At 59.9% G+C, this 24,930-nt stretch carries 21 protein-coding genes and 1 riboswitch; of the genes, 18 read left to right on the forward strand and 3 right to left on the reverse strand.

Going from position 1 to position 24,930, the window contains the following annotated elements; all coding sequences use genetic code 11:
* Nucleotides 1-3: 3 nt before the first annotated feature.
* Nucleotides 4-726 (reverse strand): DUF599 domain-containing protein, encoded by a 723-nt coding sequence (locus BUB72_RS14960; protein WP_073145361.1) that lies wholly within the window; start codon nt 724-726, stop codon nt 4-6.
* Nucleotides 727-817: 91 nt separating this feature from the next.
* Between BUB72_RS14960 and BUB72_RS14965 the strand changes: the two genes are divergently transcribed.
* The 5 genes from BUB72_RS14965 to BUB72_RS14985 all read left to right on the forward strand — a co-directional run bounded on the left by BUB72_RS14965 (nt 818) and on the right by BUB72_RS14985 (nt 6,411).
* Nucleotides 818-2,251: an FAD-linked oxidase C-terminal domain-containing protein gene (locus BUB72_RS14965; RefSeq protein WP_073145363.1), complete on the forward strand. Its 1,434-nt coding sequence runs from the start codon at nt 818-820 to the stop codon at nt 2,249-2,251.
* 66 nt (nt 2,252-2,317) lie between these two features.
* Nucleotides 2,318-3,412: an FAD-binding protein gene (locus BUB72_RS14970; RefSeq protein WP_073145499.1), complete on the forward strand. Its 1,095-nt coding sequence runs from the start codon at nt 2,318-2,320 to the stop codon at nt 3,410-3,412.
* Nucleotides 3,413-3,415: 3 nt separating this feature from the next.
* The gene (glcF, locus tag BUB72_RS14975; protein WP_073145365.1) at nt 3,416-4,747 is read left to right on the forward strand and encodes a glycolate oxidase subunit GlcF; all 1,332 of its coding nucleotides are present in this window, start codon (nt 3,416-3,418) and stop codon (nt 4,745-4,747) included.
* Between the two features lie 266 nt (nt 4,748-5,013).
* A complete protein-coding gene (locus BUB72_RS14980; RefSeq protein WP_073145367.1) occupies nt 5,014-5,820 on the forward strand; it encodes a trypsin-like serine peptidase in 807 nt (268 codons plus the stop codon).
* A gap of 141 nt (nt 5,821-5,961) precedes the next feature.
* A complete protein-coding gene (locus BUB72_RS14985; protein ID WP_073145501.1) occupies nt 5,962-6,411 on the forward strand; it encodes an Hsp20 family protein in 450 nt (149 codons plus the stop codon).
* Between the two features lie 175 nt (nt 6,412-6,586).
* Here the strand turns inward: BUB72_RS14985 and BUB72_RS14990 are convergent, their stop codons facing one another.
* Entirely contained in the window at nt 6,587-7,447 is an 861-nt protein-coding gene (locus BUB72_RS14990) for a hypothetical protein (RefSeq protein ID WP_073145370.1), read from the reverse strand.
* A 113-nt stretch (nt 7,448-7,560) separates the two neighbouring features.
* Here BUB72_RS14990 and miaB point away from each other — a divergent pair, with 113 nt between their 5' ends.
* The 4 genes from miaB (at nt 7,561) to BUB72_RS15010 (ending at nt 11,230) form a co-directional block, all read left to right on the forward strand.
* Nucleotides 7,561-8,877 carry a tRNA (N6-isopentenyl adenosine(37)-C2)-methylthiotransferase MiaB gene (gene miaB / locus BUB72_RS14995; protein WP_073145372.1) on the forward strand — a complete coding sequence of 439 codons (1,317 nt, stop codon included), beginning with the start codon at nt 7,561-7,563 and terminating at the stop codon, nt 8,875-8,877.
* A 222-nt stretch (nt 8,878-9,099) separates the two neighbouring features.
* Nucleotides 9,100-9,738, forward strand: coding sequence for an OmpA family protein (locus BUB72_RS15000; protein WP_425435175.1), 639 nt, complete (start codon nt 9,100-9,102; stop codon nt 9,736-9,738).
* Between the two features lie 12 nt (nt 9,739-9,750).
* A complete protein-coding gene (locus BUB72_RS15005) occupies nt 9,751-10,077 on the forward strand; it encodes a hypothetical protein (protein WP_073145374.1) in 327 nt (108 codons plus the stop codon).
* A gap of 97 nt (nt 10,078-10,174) precedes the next feature.
* A complete protein-coding gene (locus tag BUB72_RS15010; RefSeq protein WP_083588691.1) occupies nt 10,175-11,230 on the forward strand; it encodes a PhoH family protein in 1,056 nt (351 codons plus the stop codon).
* A 104-nt stretch (nt 11,231-11,334) separates the two neighbouring features.
* Here the strand turns inward: BUB72_RS15010 and BUB72_RS15015 are convergent, their stop codons facing one another.
* A complete protein-coding gene (locus tag BUB72_RS15015; protein WP_073145378.1) occupies nt 11,335-12,261 on the reverse strand; it encodes a LysR family transcriptional regulator in 927 nt (308 codons plus the stop codon).
* A gap of 103 nt (nt 12,262-12,364) precedes the next feature.
* Between BUB72_RS15015 and BUB72_RS15020 the strand changes: the two genes are divergently transcribed.
* The 9 genes from BUB72_RS15020 to metK all read left to right on the forward strand — a co-directional run bounded on the left by BUB72_RS15020 (nt 12,365) and on the right by metK (nt 24,882).
* The gene (locus BUB72_RS15020; protein WP_073145381.1) at nt 12,365-14,800 is read left to right on the forward strand and encodes a GcvT family protein; all 2,436 of its coding nucleotides are present in this window, start codon (nt 12,365-12,367) and stop codon (nt 14,798-14,800) included.
* A gap of 128 nt (nt 14,801-14,928) precedes the next feature.
* Nucleotides 14,929-16,350 carry an exosortase T gene (gene xrtT, locus BUB72_RS15025; RefSeq protein WP_073145383.1) on the forward strand — a complete coding sequence of 474 codons (1,422 nt, stop codon included), beginning with the start codon at nt 14,929-14,931 and terminating at the stop codon, nt 16,348-16,350.
* Between the two features lie 21 nt (nt 16,351-16,371).
* Nucleotides 16,372-18,393: a VIT and vWA domain-containing protein gene (locus BUB72_RS15030; RefSeq protein WP_073145385.1), complete on the forward strand. Its 2,022-nt coding sequence runs from the start codon at nt 16,372-16,374 to the stop codon at nt 18,391-18,393.
* Between the two features lie 48 nt (nt 18,394-18,441).
* Complete coding sequence (locus BUB72_RS15035) at nt 18,442-19,119, forward strand: response regulator transcription factor (RefSeq protein ID WP_073145506.1); 678 nt, start codon at nt 18,442-18,444, stop codon at nt 19,117-19,119.
* 35 nt (nt 19,120-19,154) lie between these two features.
* On the forward strand, nt 19,155-20,651 hold the full coding sequence (locus BUB72_RS15040; RefSeq protein ID WP_175549177.1) for a histidine kinase dimerization/phospho-acceptor domain-containing protein: 1,497 nt from the start codon (nt 19,155-19,157) through the stop codon (nt 20,649-20,651).
* A gap of 30 nt (nt 20,652-20,681) precedes the next feature.
* Nucleotides 20,682-21,179 (forward strand): rRNA maturation RNase YbeY, encoded by a 498-nt coding sequence (gene ybeY / locus BUB72_RS15045; RefSeq protein ID WP_073145390.1) that lies wholly within the window; start codon nt 20,682-20,684, stop codon nt 21,177-21,179.
* Nucleotides 21,180-21,216: 37 nt separating this feature from the next.
* Nucleotides 21,217-22,113, forward strand: coding sequence for a hemolysin family protein (locus tag BUB72_RS15050; RefSeq protein WP_073145392.1), 897 nt, complete (start codon nt 21,217-21,219; stop codon nt 22,111-22,113).
* A 5-nt stretch (nt 22,114-22,118) separates the two neighbouring features.
* Entirely contained in the window at nt 22,119-23,630 is a 1,512-nt protein-coding gene (gene lnt / locus BUB72_RS15055; RefSeq protein ID WP_073145395.1) for an apolipoprotein N-acyltransferase, read from the forward strand.
* 14 nt (nt 23,631-23,644) lie between these two features.
* Nucleotides 23,645-23,693, forward strand: a riboswitch (SAM-SAH riboswitch).
* Nucleotides 23,694-23,700: 7 nt separating this feature from the next.
* Nucleotides 23,701-24,882, forward strand: a complete 1,182-nt coding sequence (gene metK / locus BUB72_RS15060) for a methionine adenosyltransferase (RefSeq protein ID WP_073145398.1) — start codon at nt 23,701-23,703, stop codon at nt 24,880-24,882.
* The last annotated feature ends 48 nt before the right edge of the window (nt 24,883-24,930 follow it).

Consider the following 24,930-nt stretch of genomic DNA (forward strand, 5'->3'; position numbering starts at 1 on the left):
GGTTCAGGTCTCCTTGGCGGCGGCTGGCATTGCTGGGCCACCTTCCAGAATCGTGCGCGGCAGCGACGAGAATTCGCGCTGCCAGATAATGAATGTGACTGCGACGGTCGCTATAATCAAGGGGATCGGCCCCAATAGCCATGCGAGTGTGCCCAGAGCGTAGTAAATAGCACGCAGCCCGCGGTTGAAGTTCCACGCGGCGCGGATGTTGATTTCGCCCGCTTGGGCGGCACGCGCGTAGGTTGAAGGCTCGGAGATGTCATTCGGCACCGCCGCCATGACCACCGCGCAATAGCCGAACAGCCTGTTTGCCCACACAAATTTCAGGAACCCGTGGGTCAGGAACAGCACCACGACCAGAAGCTTCATCTGCCACACGATGTTCGGCACCGCTGCAACGGTCAGGTCCGAGGCCACCATCTGGATTTTCTCGGTATTGCCGATCATTGCCAAGGCGCCCCCTATGGCAATCATGCAGCCCGAGGCAAAAAATGCGGTGCCTTGGCGCAAATTGGTCAGGATCGCAGCGTCGAAAATGCGCGGCTCGCGGGTCACCAATTGACGCATCCACTCACGTCGGTACTCGACCATAATAACCGTGACGGAGCGCTTAACGGCGCTCGGATTCTCAATCCGCCAGCTTACGGTGATCCAGCAGAACGCCAGCAGTGCCAACGCCGCAGCGTCCAGGATCGTCAACAAGAACAGGTGATCAAGTATAGTCATAAGACAATGCTACGCGTGATTCATGGGACTTGCTATACATCTAAATTGGTAATATGTTTTTACCAATTGCCGCAGTTCAGGAGAAAATCCGATGGAAATGCCTGCCCCGGACGTGAAGATCATGGCCAAGAAAGCCAAGTTGGTAGAGCGCCTGCAAACGGTGCTGTCCCTCGATGCGGTCATCCATGACGAATTCGAGACGCGCGCTTATGAATGCGACGCCCTGACGGCCTATAAATGTCCGCCTCTGTGCGCGGTGCTGCCATCGTCGACGGAAGAGGTCTCAGCCGTCTTGAAGATTTGCTTTGAGGAAGGTGTCCCTGTGGTGCCACGCGGCTCCGGCACGTCCTTGGCGGGGGGGGCGTTGCCCACCGCGGATTGCGTAATCCTCGGCGTCGCCAAGTTGAACGATGTCATCGAAACAAACTACAAGGACCGCTACATCAAGGTCCAGACCGGCCGCACAAATCTCAGCGTTACCGGTGCCGTCGAGGAAAACGATTTCTTCTACGCCCCCGACCCGTCCTCGCAACTGGCCTGCGCCATTGCGGGCAACATCGCGATGAATTCCGGTGGGGCGCATTGCCTGAAATACGGCGTAACCACCAACAACCTGCTGGGCGTGACCATGGTGCAGATGGACGGCACCGTGATCGAGATCGGCGGTGCGCATCTGGATTCGGGCGGCTACGATTTGCTGGGCCTGGTTTGTGGCTCCGAGGGTCAAATGGGCGTGGTGACCGAAGCCACCCTGCGCATCCTGCGCAAACCCGAAGGTGCGCGGCCTGTGCTGATGGGTTTTGACGATAACGAGGTGGCGGGGGCCTGTGTGGCCGACATCATCAAGGCGGGCGTGCTGCCCGTCGCCATCGAATTCATGGACCGCCCCGTCATTCGCGCCACCGAGGCGTTCGCCGGAGCAGGCTACCCGGATTGCGAGGCGCTATTGATCGTGGAGGTCGAAGGCTCCCCCGGAGAGATCGACGACCAATTGGGCAAAATCATGGAAATCGCCCGCAGGCACAATCCGGTGGAATTGCGCGAAAGCACCTCTGCCGAGGAAAGCGCCAAGATCTGGTTGGGCCGTAAATCTGCCTTCGGGGCGATGGGGCAGATCAACGACTACATGTGCCTTGATGGGACGATCCCTGTGTCCGAGCTTCCTTACGTTTTGAAACGCATCGGCGAGCTGTCCAAGCAATACGGGTTAGACGTCGGCAACGTGTTTCACGCAGGCGACGGCAATATGCACCCGCTGATCCTGTTCGACGCCAACAAAGAAGGCGATCTGGAGCTGTGCGAGGCGATGGGTGCCGACATCCTGCGCCTATGCGTGGAAGTCGGCGGTTGTCTGACCGGAGAGCATGGCGTGGGCATCGAAAAACGCGATCTGATGTTCGACCAGTTTGCGCCCGAAGACATGGAGGCGCAGATGAAGGTCAAGGACGTGTTCGACCCGAAATGGCTGCTCAACCCCGCCAAGGTTTTCCCGCTGAGCGTCACCGAGACCCGACGCGCAGGCTGAAACCGCCCCTCCGGGGGGAATATTTTTGCCAAGATGAAACGCTTTTGAAGAAGTTGATCCGACATGATGACACCTGACAGTGAAGCAGCGCTGGCCGAAGCGGTCGCAGGCGCAAAAGGCCCCTTGCGCATTCAAGGTGGTGGCACGCGGCCCATTGGGCAGGCGGAAGGCGAGGTGCTGTCCACGACCGGCTTGTCCGGTATCGAACTATACGAGCCGGGCGCTTTGACGTTGGTGGCGAAGGCGGGCACGCCTGTGGCGGTAATCGAGGCGGCGCTGGCCAAGGAAAACCAGCGGCTGCCGTTCGAGCCGATGGACCACCGCGCGCTGCTTGGCACCAAGGGCGAGCCGACCATTGGCGGGGTTGTGGCCACCAACGCCTCCGGCCCGCGCCGCATTCAAGCGGGGGCCTGCCGCGACAGCCTGATCGGCGTACGCTACGTGGATGGGCAGGGGGCCGTGATCAAGAATGGCGGGCGCGTGATGAAGAACGTCACCGGCTATGATTTGGTCAAGCTCATGGCAGGGTCCTATGGCACATTGGGCATCCTGTCCGAGGTGGGCTTCAAGGTGTTGCCGGGCATCGAGGCCACTGCGACACTGGTGCTGAACGGCTTGGATGTGACCCGCGCGGTGGAGGCGATGTCGAAGGCCTTGGGCTCCCCGTTCGAAATCTCGGCCGCCGCGCATTTCCCTGAAACAGGTCAGACAACACTCCGGTTGGAAGGTTTTGAGGCGTCTGTAACGTATCGTATGACGCAGCTCCGTGCCCTTCTGGACGGGTTCGGTGATATGGAAGAGCTGCATGGCGACGCGTCCCGCGACTTGTGGGCCGCCACCCGCGACGTGACGCATTTCGCAGGGGCCGAGGGCGACATCTGGCGAATCTCGGTGAAGCCAAGCGACGCGCCGGACGTGGTCAAGCACTTGCCTGACGGCGCAAAGCTGTCGCTCGATTGGGGCGGCGGGTTGATCTGGGCCATCGTATCCGAAGGCGCTGACTTGAGGGGCGGTTTGGGCGTAATGGCGGGCCATGCAACCTGTTTGCGTGGCGCCGCCCCGACGTTCCATCCGGAGCCGGCAGCCCTTGCCGCGATCTCCAACGGCTTGCGCGCGCAGTTTGATCCGCGCGGTATTCTGAACACCGGATTGATGGGGTAAACCATGCAAACGAACTTCACCCCAAAGCAGCTCGAAGACCCTGCCACCGCCCGCTCCGAGCAGGTGTTACGCACCTGTGTGCATTGCGGGTTTTGTACCGCCACATGCCCGACCTACCAGATCCTTGGCGACGAGTTGGACAGCCCCAGAGGCCGTATCTACCTGATCAAGGACATGCTGGAAAACGGCCGCAAACCCGACGCGAAAACGGTCAAACATATCGACCGCTGCCTGTCCTGCCTTGCCTGTATGACGACCTGCCCATCGGGCGTGCACTACATGCATCTGGTCGACCACGCCCGCGAGTATATCGAGGAGCATTACGACCGCCCCCTGACCGACCGCGCCTTGCGCTGGGTTCTGGCGCGTATCTTGCCTTACCCGAACCGCTTCCGTCTGGCCCTGCTGGGCGCCAAAATCGGCAGGCCCTTTGCCCGCTTCATGCCCGACGCGCGGCTCAGGGCGATGCTGGAAATGGCCCCAAAAACCATCCCGCCGGTGTCGCGCAATGATGACCCGCAGACCTTCGCACCCGAGACGCCCAAAAAGATGCGCGTCGCGTTGATGACCGGCTGCGCTCAAAAGGCGCTTAACACCGATATCAACGATGCCACCATCCGCCTGCTGACCCGTCTGGGCTGCGAAGTCGTCGTGGCCGAGGGGGCTGGCTGTTGTGGGGCACTGACCCACCACATGGGCAAAACCTCCGAAAGCCACGCCACCGCCGCCAAGAACATCCGTGCATGGGACGCGGAGATGAAAGGCAAGGGCCTCGACGCCATCGTCATCAACACGTCCGGCTGCGGCACGACGGTCAAAGACTACGGTCATATGTTCCGCGAGGAACCGCTGGCCGCCGAGGCCGAGGCGGTGTCGAAAATCGCCATGGACGTGTCAGAAGTTTTGATGAAGCTCGACCTGCCACAGGGCGCGGATCAAGAGCTGAAGGTCGCCTACCACGCCGCGTGTTCCTTGCAGCATGGCCAGCAGATCAAGACCTACCCCAAGGACTTGTTGAAACGTGCAGGCTTCACGGTGTTGGAGCCGAAGGACCCGCATCTGTGCTGCGGCTCGGCGGGGACATATAACCTGATGCAACCAGAGATTTCCAAACAACTGAAAGACCGCAAGGTGCAAACGCTGGAGGCCAGAAATCCCGACATCATCGCCGCAGGCAATATCGGCTGCATGATGCAAATCGGGTCTGGCACGCAGGTGCCGATCGTGCACACGGTGGAACTGTTGGATTGGGCCACGGGCGGCCCCAAGCCGCCTGCAATGTTGGCTGCAGAAAACGGCGGCACGCGTCCGATGGACATTCCTGTCCTGCGCTGACGGTGCAATTGCCTGTCTTTAGTTTCAAACCGGACCGTTGGCACTGTTCCCCTTTTATGGCCACCGAAGGGCCAGCGAGGCTCAGTCTGTCACTGCTGCATAATACCCGCTCTGCAGCGATTTCTCAGATCGTGGTCTGGACAAGTCCGCTGACCTTGGTGTCGTTGGCTGTGCTGGGCTGAGCGCTAAAAATTAACCCATGCCTGCCGCATTCTTGCCCCAACTGTTTTCTACTGAGGGTCAACACGGGCATATCGGGGCGATTAATGCGAATTCTGGCAACACTGATAACGGCACTGCTGCTGGCAACCTCTGCGCAGGCGGAAGGCGTGCTCAAGTCGCTCACATCGCTGGACGCGACCAGGGCATGGCAAGGCGTGGGCCGCATCAATCTGGGGAGCTCCGGATTTTGCACAGGCACTTTGATTGCCCCCGATCTGGTGCTGACAGCGGCGCATTGCTTCTTCGACAAGAGCGGCGCGCGCACCGACGATTCCGAAATCGAATTTCTAGCCGGGTGGCAGCACGGGCGCGCCTCTGCTTATCGCGGGGCGAAGCGGTCGGTGATCCATCCCGATTACGTCTACAAAGGTCGCGGCAATGTCGATAAAGTGTCGTCCGATCTGGCGGTGATCCAGCTGGACCAGCCGATCAAGAACCCGTCCATTCGTCCCTTCAACACGGCCGTTGAGGTGGGTCGCGGGCAGGAGGTGCAGGTCATTTCTTACGCCAAAAACCGCGAAGACTCCCCGTCCATTCAGGAAACCTGCAACGTGCTTGCTCGCGATCCGGGCGTGTATGTGACCTCCTGCGACGTGGATTTCGGCTCCTCGGGCGCGCCGATCTTTGCCATCCAGAACGGTGAGCCGGTGATCCTGTCCGTGGTCTCCGCCAAAGCCGAATGGCGCTCGCAGAAAGTGGCCCTTGGCGTGGGATTGGATCAACGCCTGTCCGTGCTTTTGAACGAGATCGAATACAATGACGGTGTGTTTCGCCGCGTTGATACCGGCGCCTCGCGCGTAGCACTGCAATCGGGTATCCAGCCGTCCGGCGCGTTGTTTATAAAACCGTAATCGCAGGGGCTTGAAACCCTGAACATCCTTTCCCAAATCAATATTACTGGATGCCCGAACGGGGTTCGGTAACTGCAAACCAGGCCTGTCCATTTGGAAGGCCCGACACTGTAAACATTGCTTTTGAAAAGGATGAAAACCATGCGAGCATACGATTTCGCCCCCCTTCACCGCGCCACTGTCGGATTTGACCGTGTCGCCGACCTGATGGACCGCGTGATGTCCACAGAGGTCACAAACTCCACATACCCGCCCTATAATATCGAGAAAACCGGCGACGACTCCTACCGCATCTCGGTGGCTGTCGCAGGCTTCTCCGAGGCTGACCTGACCGTCGAGCAGCGCGAAAACGCGCTCGTGGTGTCTGCCAGGAAAGCCGATGAGGGCGAGGAAAAGACCTACCTGCACCGTGGCATCGCCACCCGCGCCTTCGAGAAGCGCTTCCACCTCGCGGACCATGTCCGCGTGACATCGGCAAACCACGCCGACGGGATGCTGCATATCGATCTGGTGCGTGAAGTGCCTGAGGCGCTGAAGCCGCGCCAGATCCAGATCAGCAAAGCATCTGATCCCAAGGCGATCGAGGCCTAACCCTCTCGCCTAACGGAAACGGCCCTACGCTCCCCAGCTGGGGCCGTTTCTATTGATGAACAGTCGCTCTGGTTTGCAGCCTTAACCCCGCATTAAGGTTAACGCGCCCCGTTACCTGCCACGCCCATCGTTTCATCTTGGCAAAAATATTCGCCCCGCAGGGTCGGGCAGCATCTTAAAACCACTGCCCTGGCTCCATCAGTCCCAATTCCAGCAACTGGTTCGAATTCCACTTGAATTTCGCGGAATTCTTCCACCAGAAATGCGGGATCGCGTACATCGACCCGGGGTTGGAGACCAAAGCCTTGGCCGTGCGGAACGAACAGATCGTGGCCGAGATGTTGTGGTGCCACGGGCAGCAATACGTGTTGTATTCCTGAAGGTTGAACGTGTGGTCGCCATTCAGCTCCAGCCCCTTGACGGCGTGGAACAGCCCGACGCGGTCGATACGGCGGCGGGCCCATGGAATATGCTCCTCGAACCGCCAGCGCAGCCCTCCGAAGAAATCCAGTTGCCGGTCCAGCGCTTCCCCGTCTTCGGTAAAGCGCGCCAGCGCATAATAGCCCGACTTGTCCATATAGGCGTCATCCAAACACACCGCATTGGGGTGCTTGCCAAGGTCCTTGGAATACAAATCGACCACATAGGTCATGACCGTGTGGCGCCGCTCTTCGATGTTGAACGCGATCAGCTCGCGCACATTCCGCGTCTCGCAGAACGGGAAGAACAGATATTCCGCGTTAAAGCAGTAATGCATCCAGACACCGGGAAAGAGCTTGATGACCTCGTTGGTGATGGAGGCAAAGGCGTCCTGCTCATGCACATTCGCCTCGATCAAATGTAGACCGTCGCGGTCTTCGGGCAGCAAATGGCCGGAGGCAAAGGCAAGAACCTCGCGGAAGCCCATCTTTTGAACATGCGCAATGGTGCTTTCGACCTCGGTGCCATCCTCGATAAACACGAGCGCGAATGGTCCTTTGGCCGACAGATGCGTCGGGGCGACGTCCAGAAACGCACGTAGGGAGCTGTGCCGCATGCCTGTTATTCTTTCCTTTTTGCTCGCGGCTAAACTCTGTCATTGCGCCTTGAATTGCAAGATCGCACAGGCTGCGTTATGCCCCGCCTCAACCCTTACCCCGCAGGTGTCTCATGTCGAACGCTAAGAAGCTCTTTATCAAGACCTATGGCTGCCAGATGAATGTCTATGACAGCGAACGCATGGCGGAAGCCTTGGGAGCCGAAGGCTATGAGGCGACCGAGGTCATGGCCGACGCCGATATGATCCTGCTCAACACCTGCCATATTCGTGAAAAGGCGGCCGAGAAGCTGTATTCCGATCTGGGCCGGATGCGCCCGCTGAAGGAAGACAAGCCGGACCTGAAAATCGGCGTGGCCGGTTGCGTCGCGCAGGCCGAAGGTGCGGAAATCATGCGCCGTCAACCGATGGTCGATCTGGTCGTCGGGCCGCAAACCTACCACCGCTTGCCCGACCTTATGGAGAAGGTGAACAAGGGCGAACAAGCGCTCGACACCGACTTCCCCGAAGAAGACAAGTTCGAGCACCTGCCCAAACGCGAAAGCAAGGCCCGCCCGTCGGCGTTCCTGACGGTGCAGGAGGGCTGCGACAAGTTCTGCGCCTTCTGCGTGGTGCCCTATACCCGCGGCGCGGAAGTCTCTCGCCCGCCGGAGCGCCTCATCGCCGAGGCGCAAAATCTGGTGGAGCGCGGAGTGCGCGAAATCACGCTGCTTGGCCAGAACGTCAACGCCTATCATGGCGAGGGTGCGGACGGCACATGGGGGCTCGCCCGTCTGATTTGGGCCTTGAATGACATCGAAGGGCTGAAACGTATCCGCTTCACCACCTCGCATCCCAACGACATGGAAGACGCCTTGATCGAGGCGCATGGCACTTGCGACAAGCTGATGCCCTACTTGCACCTTCCTGTGCAGTCAGGGTCCGACAAAATCCTCAAGGCGATGAACCGCAAGCACACTGCCGCCAGCTACATCGAACTGATCGACCGCATCCGCGCCGCGCGCCCTGATCTGCTGTTGTCCGGTGATTTCATCGTCGGCTTCCCCGGCGAGACCGAGGAGGATTTCGAGGCCACGCTGGACCTGGTCCGCACGGTCAATTACGGGCAGGCCTACTCGTTCAAATACTCCGCCCGTCCGGGAACACCCGCCGCTGAAAAAGCACCGGTCTCCGATGACATCGCGTCGGAGCGTTTGCAGCGTCTTCAGGCCCTCTTGTCCGAGCAGCAATACGCCGCACAGCGCGGCATGGTTGGGCGCGAGGTCGGCGTATTGTTCGAGAAGAAAGGGCGCCTTGAAGGGCAACTGGTCGGCAAATCCGACTACCTGCACGCCGTTCACTGCGACGCGCCGGAGCACATGATAGGCACCGTTCAGCGCGTGCGCATCGAGGCCAGTGTCACCAACTCGTTGAAAGGCGTGTTGGCCTAAGGCAGGGTTCCCATCGACCAAACTTGCCCATACGGCAGTTTTTTACGGACAATTCTGTGAAAAAACCTACGACTGTTGCTGATTCGGCAACTATATGTGGTAAAAACCTCTTTAATTAACACACAAATTTGATAGTCTTGGGCAGATATAGGTGGATGCATTGGTAACCAATCAACTGGTCGGTGCAAGAAGTTCAAGATTTACACGCAAAAGGACGAGGCAGTGAAACTCAATCTTTCAAAAATCCTGCGAAGCGCGTTGGGGGGATGTGCCGTTTTGGTGTCCGCTTTGGCGTTTTCGACAGTAGGCGCTTCTGCGCAGCAGCAATATATTTATACCGAAGACGGGTTCAGCCAAGGCACGGTCGCCAACGGCAAGATTGTGCGTCGCACAACCATCCGCGCGGAACGCTACATCCCGACAATCTGGGTCGATCCGGACGGGTGCGAACACTGGGTTATGGATGACGGTTTCGAAGGGTTCATGACACCCCACGTCACCCGTCAGGGCATTCCGGTTTGCCGCCGTGGCAACACCTGTGCCGTGATGAACTCGGATCAGCTTTTTGCGACCAACCAAGCCACCATCAACGCAGCGAACAAGCGTCGCTTGCAGCAGTTCTTCCAGTCGGCAGGTGCTACGGCTTACATCATCGAAGGTCACACCGACAGCCGCGCCAGCGATGCATACAACCTGAACCTGTCTCAGCGCCGCGCGAATGCGGTTGCTCAGGTGGCCCGCTCTGTTGGGGCTCGTATCTCCGCGACACGCGGCTACGGTGAACGCGTTCCAAAAGCGTCCAACGGCACCTCACGCGGCATGGCGGCGAACCGTCGTGTTGAAATTCAGTGCATTCGCTAAGGGGACGATGACATGAAATTGACCAAACTTTTAGCAGTTGTCTCCCTCGGAGCCCTCGCCGCGTGTAGCGGTGGGTTCACTGGCGAAGGCAATGGCGGCGACAAAACCCGCGATTACTCCGGCTTGTTCGGCCGTGGCCAAAAAGACCTGAGCCAGTTGGAAGCCGGCATCTGGGTTGATCCGCGCGGCTGTGATCACTGGATCATTGATGACGGCATCGAGGGTTACCTCTCCGCCCGTCTGGACCGCAACGGCAAGCCTGTGTGCTCCGGTGCAGCCCCTCCCGGCTACGCGACTGGCAACTACCGCGGCTCCGACGACGTGCGCGACCCGATCTAGGTGCCCTGCATTTCTACAAATTTTGAAAAGGCTGCCCTCCGGGGCGGCCTTTTTCGTATCAGACATGTGAAACATGGCCCGCCCCCCTTGCACGCCCATGCCCGCTCATGCACCCTTCCCATGCAACCCAACTCAGGAGAGCTCTTTGACCACAAGTGAATTGACCGTGGGCGCCACGGACGCGGCCCCGTCCGAAACCCTTCTGGAGTTTCCCGACAATCGGCTGCTGATTGACTTATGTGGAGAGTTCGACCGCAACCTTGCCCAAATCGAACAAGTCCTAGGCGTGCAAATCGTGCGCCGTGGCAACCAGTTGGCCGTCATGGGCGAAGCGATGGAAAAAGCCGTCTCCGTTCTGGAGGCGCTCTATGTGCGGCTGGAAGGCGGGCGCTCGGTCGAGATGGCTGATATCGAGGCCGAAATCCGCATGGGCCGGTCTGCCGACAATACCGGTATCCGCGACGGCGACCAGATCGAGATGTTCAATGCGGGCGTCGAGATCAAAACCCGCAAGAAAACTGTCGAGCCGCGCACGCAGGCCCAGAAAGACTACGTCACCTCGCTGTTCAACAACGAGCTGGCCTTCGGCATCGGCCCCGCTGGTACCGGTAAAACCTATCTGGCCGTGGCCGTCGGCGTATCGCTGTTCATCACCGGCAAGGTCGACAAGATCATTCTGTCCCGCCCCGCCGTCGAAGCGGGGGAGCGTCTGGGCTTCCTGCCCGGTGACATGAAAGACAAGGTCGATCCTTACATGCAGCCTCTGTATGACGCGCTGAACGACTTTCTGCCCGGCAAACAAACGGCCAAGTTGATCGAGGAAAAGCGTATCGAGATCGCGCCGCTGGCCTTCATGCGGGGCCGCACGCTGTCCAACGCCTTCGTAGTGCTGGACGAGGCGCAGAACGCCACGACCATGCAGATGAAGATGTTCCTGACCCGTTTGGGCCAAGGCTCTCGCATGGTGATCACAGGGGACCGCTCACAGGTCGACTTGCCTCGCGGTGTCCAGTCCGGCCTGCGCGAGGCCGAGACACTGATCAAGGGCGTCAAAGGGGTGTCCTTCAGCTACTTCACCGCCAAAGACGTCGTTCGCCACCCGCTCGTTGCGCGGATCATCGAAGCCTACGAGGCAGCGGAGGCCAAAGGGTAGGCTGGGCTGCGGATGCTGGGAATGGCTGTTTTGCGCTCTTTCTAACGAACGCCGGCGGGCGATTTATTATTGGTGAATTTGGCCGTATTTAAACTTCAGCCGTTTCAGGCTTTGGGCAGGATCAAATCCGCGCCCGATGGTCCTTCGCAAAACGCTGCGCAGCTTTCGGCGAACATTTGAATCAGTCGTCGCTTTGGCCCCGATGCAAAGCCAAGTGAGAGGGTGACACCGCTTATGCTATCGGTGATTGGCAGGCAGCGAATGTTGCTGCCTGAATACGTCGGCACGTCCCGTGGTTTCATGTTCAAAAGGGAAATCCCAATTTTCGAGGCGACAAGTGAACGGACCATTTCCGTAGAATTGGCAGTTGCCACGATCTGAAGATCTGCGCCCCCTTGTTCAAGCAATTCCAAATAATACCCACGCGCGGCAGGCCGGTCCAAAAGGATCAGCGGTTCACTCACAATTTGGGAGACCGTCACAGCACCATAAGCCGCTAAGGCATGGTTAGCCGGACATAAGCAATAGGTTGGTGCATAGATAAGCGATCGGGTCTCGATCTGTGGGTTGGGCAGTTCTTCGACAAACAAGATCATATCGAATTGTCCGTCCAGCAACCCCTGTTGGATCGAGTCATTGTCACCTTCGGTGAATGTGAAAGCCACGCCGGGATAGGCTGCCAGCATTTGTGCGGCGAGCTCGGGCAAGAAGGCTGGAGCGATTGGAGCGTTGTATCCGATTGCCAAATTCCCCGAGAGGCTGGATTGCAAGTCGGAGACATCCGTCAGCAACATATCGTACCGGTCCAATAAATCATCAATGCGCCGCCCGATGTCGCGGCCCGCTGCGGTCGGAAATATCCCCTTGGCCCGTGCACGTGTCACGAGCGCAACGCCAAAGGCGGCTTCGGCCTTATCCAAAGCGGCTGCGATCGCAGATGGCGTCACATGGGCGGCCTCGGCCGCGTGGGTGATGCTGCCATATTTCAGTGCAGCTTGAACGTAGCGCATTGCGCGGACGGACAGTGTCATGACTTAACCTCAGATTTTTTGAGATATTGCATCACATAAAACTATTTTCCAAAGGATAACGCATTTGGCAAGGTGTCGCTGACCACAGATCGGGGATCGAGTCATGAAATCCAGAACCAAAGTTGTCGTCATCGGTGGTGGCATTGCCGGTTGTTCAACGTTGTATCACCTTACCCAAGAGGGGTGGTCAGATGTCGTCTTGGTCGAGCGCGATGAGCTGACGTCTGGCACCACGTGGCATTCGGCGGCGCAGGTCACAAATTTCGGCATGACCCAGACTATGGTTGGCCTCAAGTCCCACTCCATCGCGCTTTACAAGAAGTTGCGTGACGATCCCGAATACCCAGTGGGCTATCACCATGGCGATGGCGGTATTCGGCTCGCCAACACCGAAGAACAAATGCAAGGCTATCGCCACTTCGCCTCTATGGCGCGCGGTATGGGCGTGGAATACGAGGTCATCGATGCGCAAGAATGCGCGCGCCGCCACCCGTTGATTACAACAACGAACCTGCTGGGCGGGCTTTGGGACGGGCAGGACGGCGATATTGACCCCGCTCAGCTTTGCCAGGCGCTTGCCTTTCATGCCCGTAAGGCGGGCGCAGAGATCTACCGCAACACACCTGTCACCCGCCTGACACAACACAAGGATGACACGTGGACGGTTCACACCGATCACGGCGATATTGACTGCGACTCCATCGTGAACGCCGGTGGATACCGCGTGAACGAAATTGGCGCGATGATGGGCGTGCAGCATCCTGTTGCGTCTATGGAGCACCAGTATTTCATCACAGAAGACATCCCTGCCATCGCGGCGGCCGGACACCGGATGCCGCTGCTTCGCTGCCCGATCTCGGATTACTACTCGCGTCAGGAAAAGGGCGGTCTTCTGGTCGGGTTCTATGAGCAGGACTGCAAAACCTGGGGGATGGACGGGATCAGCCCGAGCTTTTCCAACGATCTTTGCCCCGATGATCTGGACCGAGTGATGGATGTACTTGAAGGGGCGTTTGAACGCATGCCCGCTTTGGCGGAGGTCGGCATCAAACGGATCGTAAATGGCCCCATCACGTATACCATCGACGGAGCGCCATTGGTTGGCCCTATTCCGGGCAAGCGTAACGCCTATTGCATTATCGGTCTGCGCGCGGGCTTGGGTGAAGGCGGCGGCCATGGTTGGTTGCTTGCGCAGCAGATTGTTCATGGAGAGGCCTGCTATGACACTTGGGTGACAGACCCCCGCCGGTTCACCGGACATGCGACAGTTGAACTGACTGCACGAAAGGCGATTGAGGATTATCAAAACGAGTTCCGTTTCCATTTCCCGCATGAGCATCGGCCCGCAGGGCGGAATGCCAAGACAACGCCGCTCACACCTATTTTAGCTGCGGAAGGGGCAGAGTTTACCGTCGTGAACGGGTGGGAGCGCGTCGACTACATCAAACCCGCACCAGATTTTCACCCCTCGCTCAGCTTCAATTTCGATGAAGCCTTTGATGTTGTTGCTGCCGAAGTGAACAACGTCGCCACAAATGTGGGGCTAACCGAGGTCAACGGCTTCAACCGGATCGAGATTACCGGCAAGGATCGTCACGCCTTCCTTGACCGCATGATCTGTGGGACCGTTTCGAGGCGCGATGGGCGCGTTGGGCTTGGATACCTGCTGAACGAACACGGGTGCATCAAGTGCGAAGCGACGGTTGCCAATCTGCCCGCCTCGGACCGGGGACCGGACCGAGTTTGGTATGGATCAGCAGCCGCGTCAGAATATCACGACATGGATTGGCTGACCGCGCATCTGAACCCGGATGAAGACGTGCAACTGCGCAGCCTGACCAATGATCACACGATCCTTGTTCTGGCAGGGCCGAAGGCGCGCGCTGTACTGTCCGAGTGCGCGCGCGGCGACTGGTCTGCCACGTCATTTCCGTGGCTTTCAGTCCGTGAATGCACAATCGGATTCGCACCTGTCATCGTTATGGGCGTCAGCTTTTCGGGCGAATTGGCGTATGAAATCCATGTGCCAAACGCCTCTCTCTACGCCGCTTATCTGGCGCTTAGGGCGGCTGGTGAAGCGCATGGCCTGAAACTCTTCGGAGCGCGTGCAGTTGATTCCATGCGTATGGAAAAAGGGTTCCTGCACTGGAAAGCGGATTTGATTACGGAATTTGACCCGTTTGAAACGGGCCTTTCGCGGTTCGTTAAGTTGGACAAAGAAGACTTCATTGGCAAGGACGCGCTATTGAAACGTCAGGCGGCTGGGCCACAGAGCCAGTTGGTCACGCTCAAAATTGAGACGGGCCATGCGCCCGCGCACCCGGGAGCGTCGTTGATGCAAGGCGACAAAGTGATCGGCACAATCACATCCGGGGATTACGGCCACCGCGTTGGTATGAACCTCGCCTATGCTTTCGTCACAGACGGTTTCAGCAAAACCGGTTCAACGATGCAGCTTGATTTGTGCGGCGAACGCGTTGCTGCGCAGGTCATCAATCCATCGCCCTATGATCCAGAATTCGCACGGATGCGGAGCTAATCGGAACATTTCAGGAGCTTTCCTAAAGCGTCGCTTCAAGCCCGCGGCTTGTGTCGACAATCCTCGATCTGCACCATTTCTGCACAACTCCACGCGCCCATCTGCACCACCAGCCGCGACAAAGCGGCATGGAACAAAAACGCGATACCTTGCTTTGGATTGGTCTGACTGTTGCGTCAGCGCTGCTCGCCATCGAGCCCGTTCGGTGGCTTTTTACCAGTTGGCGTGACCCGTCCTACCAGTCCTACGGCGCGGTCTATTGCATCGTGCTTGTGGGTCTGGTGGGGCTGTCCCTGAAAAGCTCCCCTCCCGGCGGGCCAGCCATCGCAGGGCGCGTTTTTGTTCTATTCCTTTTTGCCGCCCTCATCCGGCTGGCGGGCCAGATGCTGGCCATCAACATCCTGAGCGCGCTGGCCCTGTCACTGGACGTCTTTGCGCTGGCGACGGTGTTGCGTCTTGACCGCCGCAAGCTCGCGTTATCGCCGTTCTGGATGGCCACATTCTTCCTGTTCGCCTTGCCGCTTGGCCCGATCTTGCAGCGGGTTGCGGGGTTTCCGTTGCAGATGGTCTCGGCCGATCTGGCGTGCCAGATGATGTCGCCTTTCTTCGCGGACCTGATCTGCGAAGGCGTCCGCCTGCGCTTGAACGGCGTGGACGTCATGGTGGACCTGCCATGCTCCGGCGCGTCAGGTCTGCTGTTGATGGTCAGCCTCTGGGCCTTCCTCAACATCCTGTACCGCCCGCGCTTGCGGGTGGCCGTCTTGGGCGGGGTGGCCGTGATCGGGCTGAGCATTCTTGGCAACGCCTTGCGGATCAGTTTGCTGGCAGGCGGCTTGGGGCAGGGCATCGACACCATGGCGCCCACGCTCCACAACGCGATCGGGTTGGTCACGCTGATGGTCAGCGCTGCCCCTGTCTTGCTGGTTTACCGCCCCGCAGCCAAGCCTTTGAGCTTGCCGAGTTGGCAGATACCCGCACTTCCTAAATCGCTGCACATCCCAATGGTGGCGGTGGCATTGGTCGCCGCACTTGCCATCGTAAACGCCCCGAAACGCCCCTTGGACCTGTCCGCACCTGTGGTCGCTGCACGCCTGCCGATGCAGTTGCTGGGTGCCCGCGCGACACCCATCGCGCTCAGCGAGACCGAGCAGCGGTACTTCACCGCCTATGGCGGCACCGCGCAGAAGGTCCAATACGGGCCTATGGGGCTGAACATCGTGCGCACAACCTCGCCGCTGCGCCACCTGCATTCCCCTGAAACCTGCCTGCTCGGTATGGGCTACAGCGTGCAGTTTATGGGCACGCGCTACGATCCCCTCCCGACCTCTGTCTACGAGGCAACCGGTCCGGACGGGCGGGTCTGGACCGTCGCGGTCAGCTTCATTTCAGACGACGGCCAACAGACCCCAAGCGTCGGCGAAGCCGTCTGGAGCTGGCTCGGCGGCTCTTCGCGCAGCTGGCAATCCGTGCAGCGCGTCACCCCGAAATCCCTGCCCGAACAAGACCGTATCTCCTTTGAAAATGCCGCTTTGGCGGCGCTTGACCTGTAACCCGAACCGAGGACCAAACCCATGCGACTTTTCTTAATCCTGATCCCCATATTTTCCCTCAGTGCCGTCTTTTCGGCGTTTGCCTCAGACACCGACGATGTCGCGGGACGGGTCATCGCGAACGTGGCGGGGACGTCCTATGACCTGCCGATGCTCGATAGCAAAATCAGCGTCAACATCGAAGGCGACATGGCCACGGTCGAGGTCACACAAAGCTTCATCAACGAAGCGCATGTGCCGGTAGAAGCGGAATACCTTTTCCCGCTGAACCAGCTTGCCGCCGTTTACAGCATGGACATGCTCATCGGTGACGAGGTTATAAAGGCGAAGATCAGGGAAAAAGCCGTGGCCGAGGCCGAGTTCGAGAAGGCCGCCCAAGACGGCAAGGCCGCGGCACTTCTGACGCAGCATCGCCCCAACATGTTCACCCAACGCATTGCCAATCTGATGCCCGGCCTGCCGATCACCGTAACCCTGCGCTACGTGCAGATGGTGCCGAAAATCGACGGCCAGCACGAGTTGGTGATCCCGCTGATCGTCGGCCCCCGATATGAAAGTGCGGCCGTGCAATTGCCGGATGAGGACAGCGAAGACGTCCCGATGACCGCTAACTCATGGTCGATCAGTGACGTGCCGGCCTACCCGCAGGTCGTGGGGTTGGACTTGCCCGACACCTTCACGTCCGAACGGGTCGCCCTTGATCTGGCGCTGACAGGCGGGGTGTCGATCTCTGATTTCGGCAGTGATACCCACCAACTTGCGGTGCAGTCGACCGAGGAAGGTCTGAGCGCCAAATTCGCCAAGGGCAAGGTGCTCGACAACCGCGATCTGGTCATCCGCTTCACTTTGGGCGGCGAAACACTGGAGGCCGCCAGCCTGTCCCATACGGACGAACGCGGTGGGTTCGTGTCGCTGATGATCGAGCCGCCAGCCGTGCCGGATGACGCGACGATCACCCCGCGCGAGCTGGTTTTTGTGCTGGATACCTCCGGCTCCATGGGTGGCCAGCCAATGGAGGCCAGCAAGAGGTTCATGGACGCAGCCCTGCGCGGGATGCGCCCCACGGATTATTTCCGCATCATCCCCTTCGCCAATCACACGCAGAATTTCTCCAGCGTGTCCAAACAGGCGACGGCCCGCAACATTCGCAGCGCCCGCGCCTATGTCGACCAGCTAAGCACAGGCGGCGGCACCGAGATCGACAACGCGATCCGCACCGCTTTCAGCACTCCCCAGCCCGAGAACACCATGAAGATCGTGGTTTTCCTGAGCGACGGGTATATCGGCGGCGAGGCCCAGGTGCTGCGCACAATTCGCCAACAAATCGGCAAGTCCCGCATCTATGCGTTCGGGGTCGGCACCTCGGTGAACCGCTACTTGCTGGACGCCATGGCGGATGAGGGGCGCGGATATGCCCGCTATGTCGGCGTTGACGAGGATGCTTACGAGGTCGCGGAAATGCTGGCCGCCGACCTGAAATCCCCGCTGCTGACGGATATCTCAATCGACTGGGGCGATCTTGACGTGACCGATGTCACGCCCTCCCGCCTGCCGGACCTGTTCGCGGGCAACAGCCTGCGCATCTATGCCCGCCACTCCGGCACGGGTGCGGCGGAGGTCACGTTGAAAGGTCTGGTACAGGGTCGCCAAGCCGCGATGCCGGTCAAACTGACCCTGACGGATAACGCGGAAAATGCAGCTTTACCGCTGATATGGGCGCGCAACCGTATCGCGTCGCTCACCCGTCAAATCGCGGTGGGCGAACAGCCGGAGACCGCAGACAAGGAAATCACCAAACTAGGGCTGGAATTCTCGCTTCAAACCCAGAACACCTCCTTTGTCGCCGTGTCGGAGCAGACGGTGAATACCAGCGGACATCAGGCTACCTTGGCAAATGTGCCGCTTCCCATGGTGTCCGACGTCTCAAAAGAGGCCTATCCGCAGCCCTTCGCGGGATCGTCCTCGCCAGAGCCACAGGCCATCATCGGCTTCCTGCTGATCGCCGCGATGACCCTGCTCGGGTTCCGGCGGAGGGTCCGTTGAATGCACGCCTCGCTGGACAAACGCGGCGTGAGTTGCAACACAAATGGCATGACAGCCCGCATCCTCATCGTCGATGACGACCCTCACATCCGCGATGTCGTGCGCATCGCGGCGGAGGCGGCGGGATTTGCGACGCTGGAGGCGTCAAACGGCCAGCTTGCCCTGACCCATATCGGACGCGAAACCATCGACCTTGTGGTGCTGGATATCGGAATGCCGCAAATGGACGGGTTCGATTGCTGCAAGGAAATCCGCGCCAAGTCCAACGTGCCGGTCCTGTTCCTGACCGCGCAGGATGACGAGATTGACCGTGTTCTGGGGTTCCAGTTGGGGGCAGACGATTTCGTGTCCAAACCCTTCAGTCCGCGAGAACTGGTGCTGCGGATCAAGGCCATTCTGGCCCGCGGCAAATCGCAAGCCAAAGCCCTGCGACATGGCGTGCTGGAAATGGACGGCGCGGGCCACAACTGCCGCATCGACGGCGCGCAGATGGTCCTGACCGCGACCGAGTTCGCGCTGCTCTCAGCCCTGCTGGCGCATCCAGAACAGGTCCATGATCGTGGCCAGCTGATTGATCAGGTCTACGGGCCAAACAACACTTTGTCGGGGCGGACGGTGGACAGCCATGTCCGCAACATCCGCACCAAGGCGGCGGAACTGGGCTGCAACGATATCATCGTGACGGTCCACGGCGTCGGCGTGAAATTGGGCGCGTGCAGCCGGTGATCGGCTCGCGCAAAAAGTGGCGCCCGTCCATCGCAATGGTGATCGCTGTTGTTTGCGCGGCTTTGGTCTCGGTGCCGCTGCTGGCCTTGCTGGCGGTGCGATTGACATCGAACCAGTTCGTGCGCGAGACCGAGCAATCCCTGATCCAGCAAGGCGCGATCTATGCCGAGATCTACGCGGAAGCCTTTACCGCGCTGGACGGCCCGTTGATCGGGACCGCGCTGGATGACGATCAGAAAAAGCACTGGAACGCCAATCTGCACCCCGCCCGCGCGCAGTTGAATGTGCGCCGCGAAACCGTCGCCCCGCCGCGCCCTGACGGTGAACCAGTCACCGATGCGCTGGACCAGCGGCACGCGGATATCATCGGGCCATTGCTTGAAATCGCGCGGCGTTCCCAAAGGACCACCTTGGCTGGCGTCGTTTTCCTAGATCACACAGGACGGGAATTGAACGCAGACGGCGCGCCGTCGCTCGCCACCGTTACGGAAGTGCAAACCGCCCTGAACGGTGACATTGGTGCCAAGCTCAGGGCGCGCGATGACGACTACGAGCCGCACGCGTTTTCGTCGCTCAGCCGCGACACGGGGTTTCGTGTGTTCCTGACCTATCCGGTCATCGTGCAGGACCGCGTAATTGGGGTGGTCTACCTGTCGCGCACGCCGCTCAACCTTGGGAAATTCCTGTTTCAGGAGCGATACGCACTTCTGACAATGCTGGTGTCGACGGTGATCGGGGCCACCCTGATCGGCCTGCTGCTCCTACGCCTGATTTCCCGACCTGTTCATGCGTTGCGCGATGCGTCGCGAACCATTGCAGCGGATCAGCAACCCGCTGCGAATCCCGTGCTTCATTACGGCCTGCGTGAACTTGCCGATCTGGGCGACAGCGTCTCGACCATGGCGGAAACGCTGTCCCGACGGTCGCAAGAAATCTCGACCTATACTGACCATGTCACCCACGAGTTGAAGTCGCCGGTCACCGCAGTAATCGGCGCGGCGGAGCTGTTGCAGGACGAAGCGCTGAACCCAAAAGACCGCGCCAAGCTGCTAGGCAACATCGAAACGCAAGTGCGCCGGATGAACCGCCTTCTGAGCCGCTTGCGGGACATGACGCGGTTGCGCTCGACCCAAGGTGGCAAGCCGGGGCAGTTGGTGCAAATGCTGCCGCAGCTTGACGGCCCCGAGGTTGTCATGGACGCCGCACCCGAGACGACCCTGCCGCTTTCAGTCGAACACGGGCAGATGATCTTGCACCATATGGCGCAGAACTCCCTCGCCCACGGGGCGCAGGTGTTTCGTGTTGAATATGCAGACAACGTGCTGCGTGTGTCCGACGATGGCGATGGCATTACAGAAAACGACAGCAAGCGCGTGACCGAGCCGTTCTTCACCACCCGCCGCGACCAAGGTGGCACGGGCATGGGGCTGTCCATCGTCGTGGCCGTACTCGACAGCTACGGCGCGACGTTGGACTGCCTTCCAAGCGCGCAGGGCGCGGTTTTCGAGATACGTTTCCGTAACGCCGGTTGACGCCGTCCAAACCTGCTGGCAGGGGGAGCCATGGCACAAATTGAAATCCTGACCGAAGACGAACGCTGGACCGCCGCGGCCCTTCCCGCACTGGCGGAAAAGGCGTGCAGCGCGGCCTTGGACGAGCTGTCGCTGGACGCGGACTACGAGATCAGCTTGCTGGCCTGCAATGACGCCCGCGTGGCCGAGTTGAACACCGAATTTCGTGGCAAACCTATGCCGACCAATGTGCTGTCCTGGCCGTCCGAGGAGCGCGCGGCGCAAGTCCCCGGCATGATTCCGATGCTGCCCGATGGGGCGTCGCACGAACTGGAACTGGGCGATATCGCCATCGCATTCGAGACCTGCACCCGCGAGGCCGACGACGCTGGCAAGCCATTTGAGGACCATGTGACGCACCTTTTGGTGCACGGAACCCTTCATCTGTTGGGCTTTGATCACACAAATGATCCAGATGCCGCCTTGATGGAGGGTTTGGAGACCAGAATTCTTGCAAAGTTAGGCATTGAGGACCCATATAGGGTGTAAGGCCTGTATACGGGGCTGATTTATTGGAAAAGGACCGATGGGCGCAGAAATAGAAGGCTCGTCTACCGCAGCGCAAAGCGCGCAGGACATAGACACGAACCAGACCGAAGTTGCGATTGGCGACGAGACGGAACCTGGACTTTTCTCACGCGTAATCGCTGCGTTCCGTGCGCCCGATTCCGACGATGAAACCTCCGACAGAAATGGAAGTGGCAGGGCGATGCTCGGCCTTGGTAATTTGCGCGCAAAACGTGTGGAAGACGTTGTCATTCCGCGCGCCGAAATCGTGTCGGTGCCGAAATCCATCGGGCTGGATGATCTGGTGGGCGTATTCCGCGACAGCGGCTTGACCCGTCTGCCGGTGTTCGAGGACACGCTGGATTCCCCCATCGGCATGATCCACCTGAAAGATCTGGCCCTGCGCCACGGCTTCAATGGCAAAAGCCCCGATTTCGATCTGGAAGCCATGGTGCGTCCGGTGCTGTTTGTGCCGCCCTCGATGCCTATCGGGGTGCTGCTGGCCAAAATGCAGACCGAACGCAAACACATGGCGCTGGTAATTGACGAATATGGCGGCGTTGACGGCTTGGTGACCATCGAAGACCTGATCGAGCAGGTTTTGGGGGAGATCGAGGACGAGCACGACATCGACGAGGCCGATCTGTGGAAAATGGAGAAGCCGGGTATTTATCTGGCTCAGGCCCGCGCCCCGCTGGAAGAGTTCGAGGCCGAGATCGGCCAACGCCTGTCGGATGACGAGATGGACGAGGAAATCGACACGCTCGGTGGCTTGGTCTTCATGCTGTCGGGCCGTGTTCCGGCGCGTGGCGAGGTGGTCGAACACCCCTCCGGTGCCGAATTTGAAATTCTGGACGCCGACCCGCGCCGCATAAAGCGCATTCGGGTTTTGATGCCCGCAGGGCAAGCAAGCTGATCGCAATGATCCGCCGCGCCTTCCGGCCCGCCGCGCGGCCCAGTCGGGCGCAGTTCGCTGCTGCCCTCGGGTTTGGTGCGCTTGGCGCGTTGGGGCAGGCACCATGGTCGCTTTGGCCGTTGGCGTTGCTGGGCTTCGGCGGGCTGATCTGGCTTTACCGAGCCTCCGCCACAGCACCCAAAGCCGCATGGATCGGCTGGGCAGGCGGCGCAGGCTATTTCGCGGTGTCGCTGTTCTGGCTGGTGGAGCCGTTCATGGTCGATATCGCGCGTCATGGCTGGATGGCCCCGTTTGCGCTGTTCTTCATGGCCGGTGGGTTGGCGCTTCTCTGGGCCACGGCCTTCGGTGTGGCGCGCCGCATTGGCGGGCTGATCGCGCTTGTCGCGCTGTGGACCGCAATGGAAATGCTGCGCAGCGTTTTGTTCACCGGTTTCCCTTGGGCTACCGTTGGCCATATCTGGTCGGATCACCCGATTTTGCAGATCGCGGCTTTTGGCGGCACTCCGGGTCTAACGCTGCTCACTTTGGCCATTGCTGCCGGCCCCGCTGCGCGCAAACCCCTTGTAGGATTGGCAGTATCTAGCATTCTATTGCTGGCAGGGTGGGGCTATGGCATCCGGCAACTGGCCACCCATGCTGCGCAGAATGCCGACATAACGGTGCGTCTGGTCCAGCCAAATGCTGCGCAGCATTTGAAGTGGGATCCGGAGCATATCGGCACGTTTCTACAACGCGCGGTGAACCTGACTGCCGCCTCTGCGGATATTGCGCCGGACCTGATCGTCTGGCCCGAAACCTCGGTGCCTTACGCGTTAAACGATGCGCCAACCGTTTTGGAAGCCATTTCACGCGCGGCGGGCGGGCAGCCTGTGATCGTCGGCGGCAATGACAGGGTCGAGGAGGGATGGCGCAACACCCTCGTGCTGCTTGGCCCCGACGGCCGCAGGGAACAGACCTACCACAAATACCACCTCGTGCCGTTCGGCGAATACATTCCCTTCGGCGAGGCGCTGTCCAAAATGGGCATACGCGGTCTGGCGTCGCGCGACGGCGGGGGCTTCTCGAAAGGTCCGGGGCCAAAGCTGATTGATTTGCCGGGTATCGGCACCGCCTTGCCGCTGATTTGCTACGAATTGATCTTTCCGCGCAGCTTTATCGGCCTGCCGCGCCCCGACCTGCTACTGCAAATCACCAATGACGCGTGGTTCGGCAACATCTCCGGTCCCTACCAGCATCTGGCCCAAGCCCGTCTGCGCGCGGTCGAGCAGGGCCTGCCGCTGATCCGCGCCGCCAATACAGGCATTTCAGCCGTGATCGACCCATGGGGGCGGATCACCGCGCAAACCGACCTGAATGTCGCTGCGATTCTGGACGCGGGTTTGCCTGTAGCTGCGCCTGCCACGCTCTATAGTCGACTGTATGACTGGCCGATGCGGGGCTTCTTGGTGCTGTTGCTGATCTGGCGGATCGCCGCACGACGCCGTGTTTCCATTGACCATGCTTCGCCACAAGAGTAGGGCAGGTCAATCATTCACCGCCACAACGGCTTCCTGACGTGGCGGAGCATTAAAACCGGAGCACTTCCCCATGGCACGACAGAACTATCTCTTCACTTCGGAATCAGTTTCCGAAGGACATCCCGACAAGGTGTGCGACCGCATTTCCGACGCCGTTCTGGACGCTTTCCTTGCGGAAGAGCCCGAGGCCCGCGTCGCAGCCGAAACCTTCGCCACCACCAACCGCGTGGTGATCGGGGGCGAGGTCGGCCTGTCCGATAAGAACAAGCTGCACGAATACATGGGGCGCATCGAGGACATCACCCGCGATTGCATCCGCGACATCGGCTACGAGCAGGACAAGTTCCACTGGAAAACCGTCGAGGTCACCAACCTGCTGCACGAACAATCCGCCCATATTGCCCAAGGTGTCGACGCGGCGAGTGGCAAGGAAGAGGGTGCCGGCGACCAAGGCATCATGTTCGGCTACGCGTGTGACGAGACGCCAGAACTGATGCCCGCGCCGATCCACTACGCCCACGCCATTCTGCGTCGTTTGGCCGAGGTCCGCAAAGACGGCACCGAGCCGACGCTTGGCCCCGACGCCAAGTCGCAGCTGACCGTGCGTTATGTCGACGGCAGGCCTGTCGGGATTTCCTCGGTCGTGCTGTCCACGCAGCATCTGGATGAAAATATGACCTCCGCCGATGTACGCGCGGTGGTCGAGCCCTACATCACCGAAGTTCTGCCACGGGGCTGGCTGACGGGTGACACCGAATGGTGGGTCAACCCGACCGGCAAGTTCGTCATCGGCGGCCCTGACGGGGATGCGGGCCTGACCGGACGCAAGATCATCGTCGACACTTACGGTGGCGCGGCCCCGCATGGCGGCGGTGCGTTCTCCGGCAAGGACCCGACCAAGGTGGACCGCTCGGCGGCCTATGCCTCGCGCTATCTGGCGAAAAACGTGGTGGCCTCCGGCCTTGCGAAACGCTGCACGATCCAGCTGAGCTATGCCATCGGCGTGGCCAAGCCGCTGTCGATTTATTGCGACACACACGGCACTGGCGAAGCACAAGACGCCGCTATTGAAGCCGCTGTGGCGGGCCTGATGGACTTGACCCCACGCGGCATCCGCGAGCATCTGGGCATGAACCGCCCGATTTACGCCCGCACGGCAGCCTACGGACATTTTGGCCGCGCACCGGAGGCCGATGGCGGCTTCTCGTGGGAGCGCACCGATCTGGTCGAAAAGTTGAAAAAATCGGTCTGATCGCGATCCTGCATATCGAAAACAAGGGGCGTGCCAATGGCGCGCCCT

Origin of the sequence: Litoreibacter ascidiaceicola (assembly GCF_900129235.1) — a bacterium.
Lineage (GTDB): Bacteria > Pseudomonadota > Alphaproteobacteria > Rhodobacterales > Rhodobacteraceae > Litoreibacter > Litoreibacter ascidiaceicola.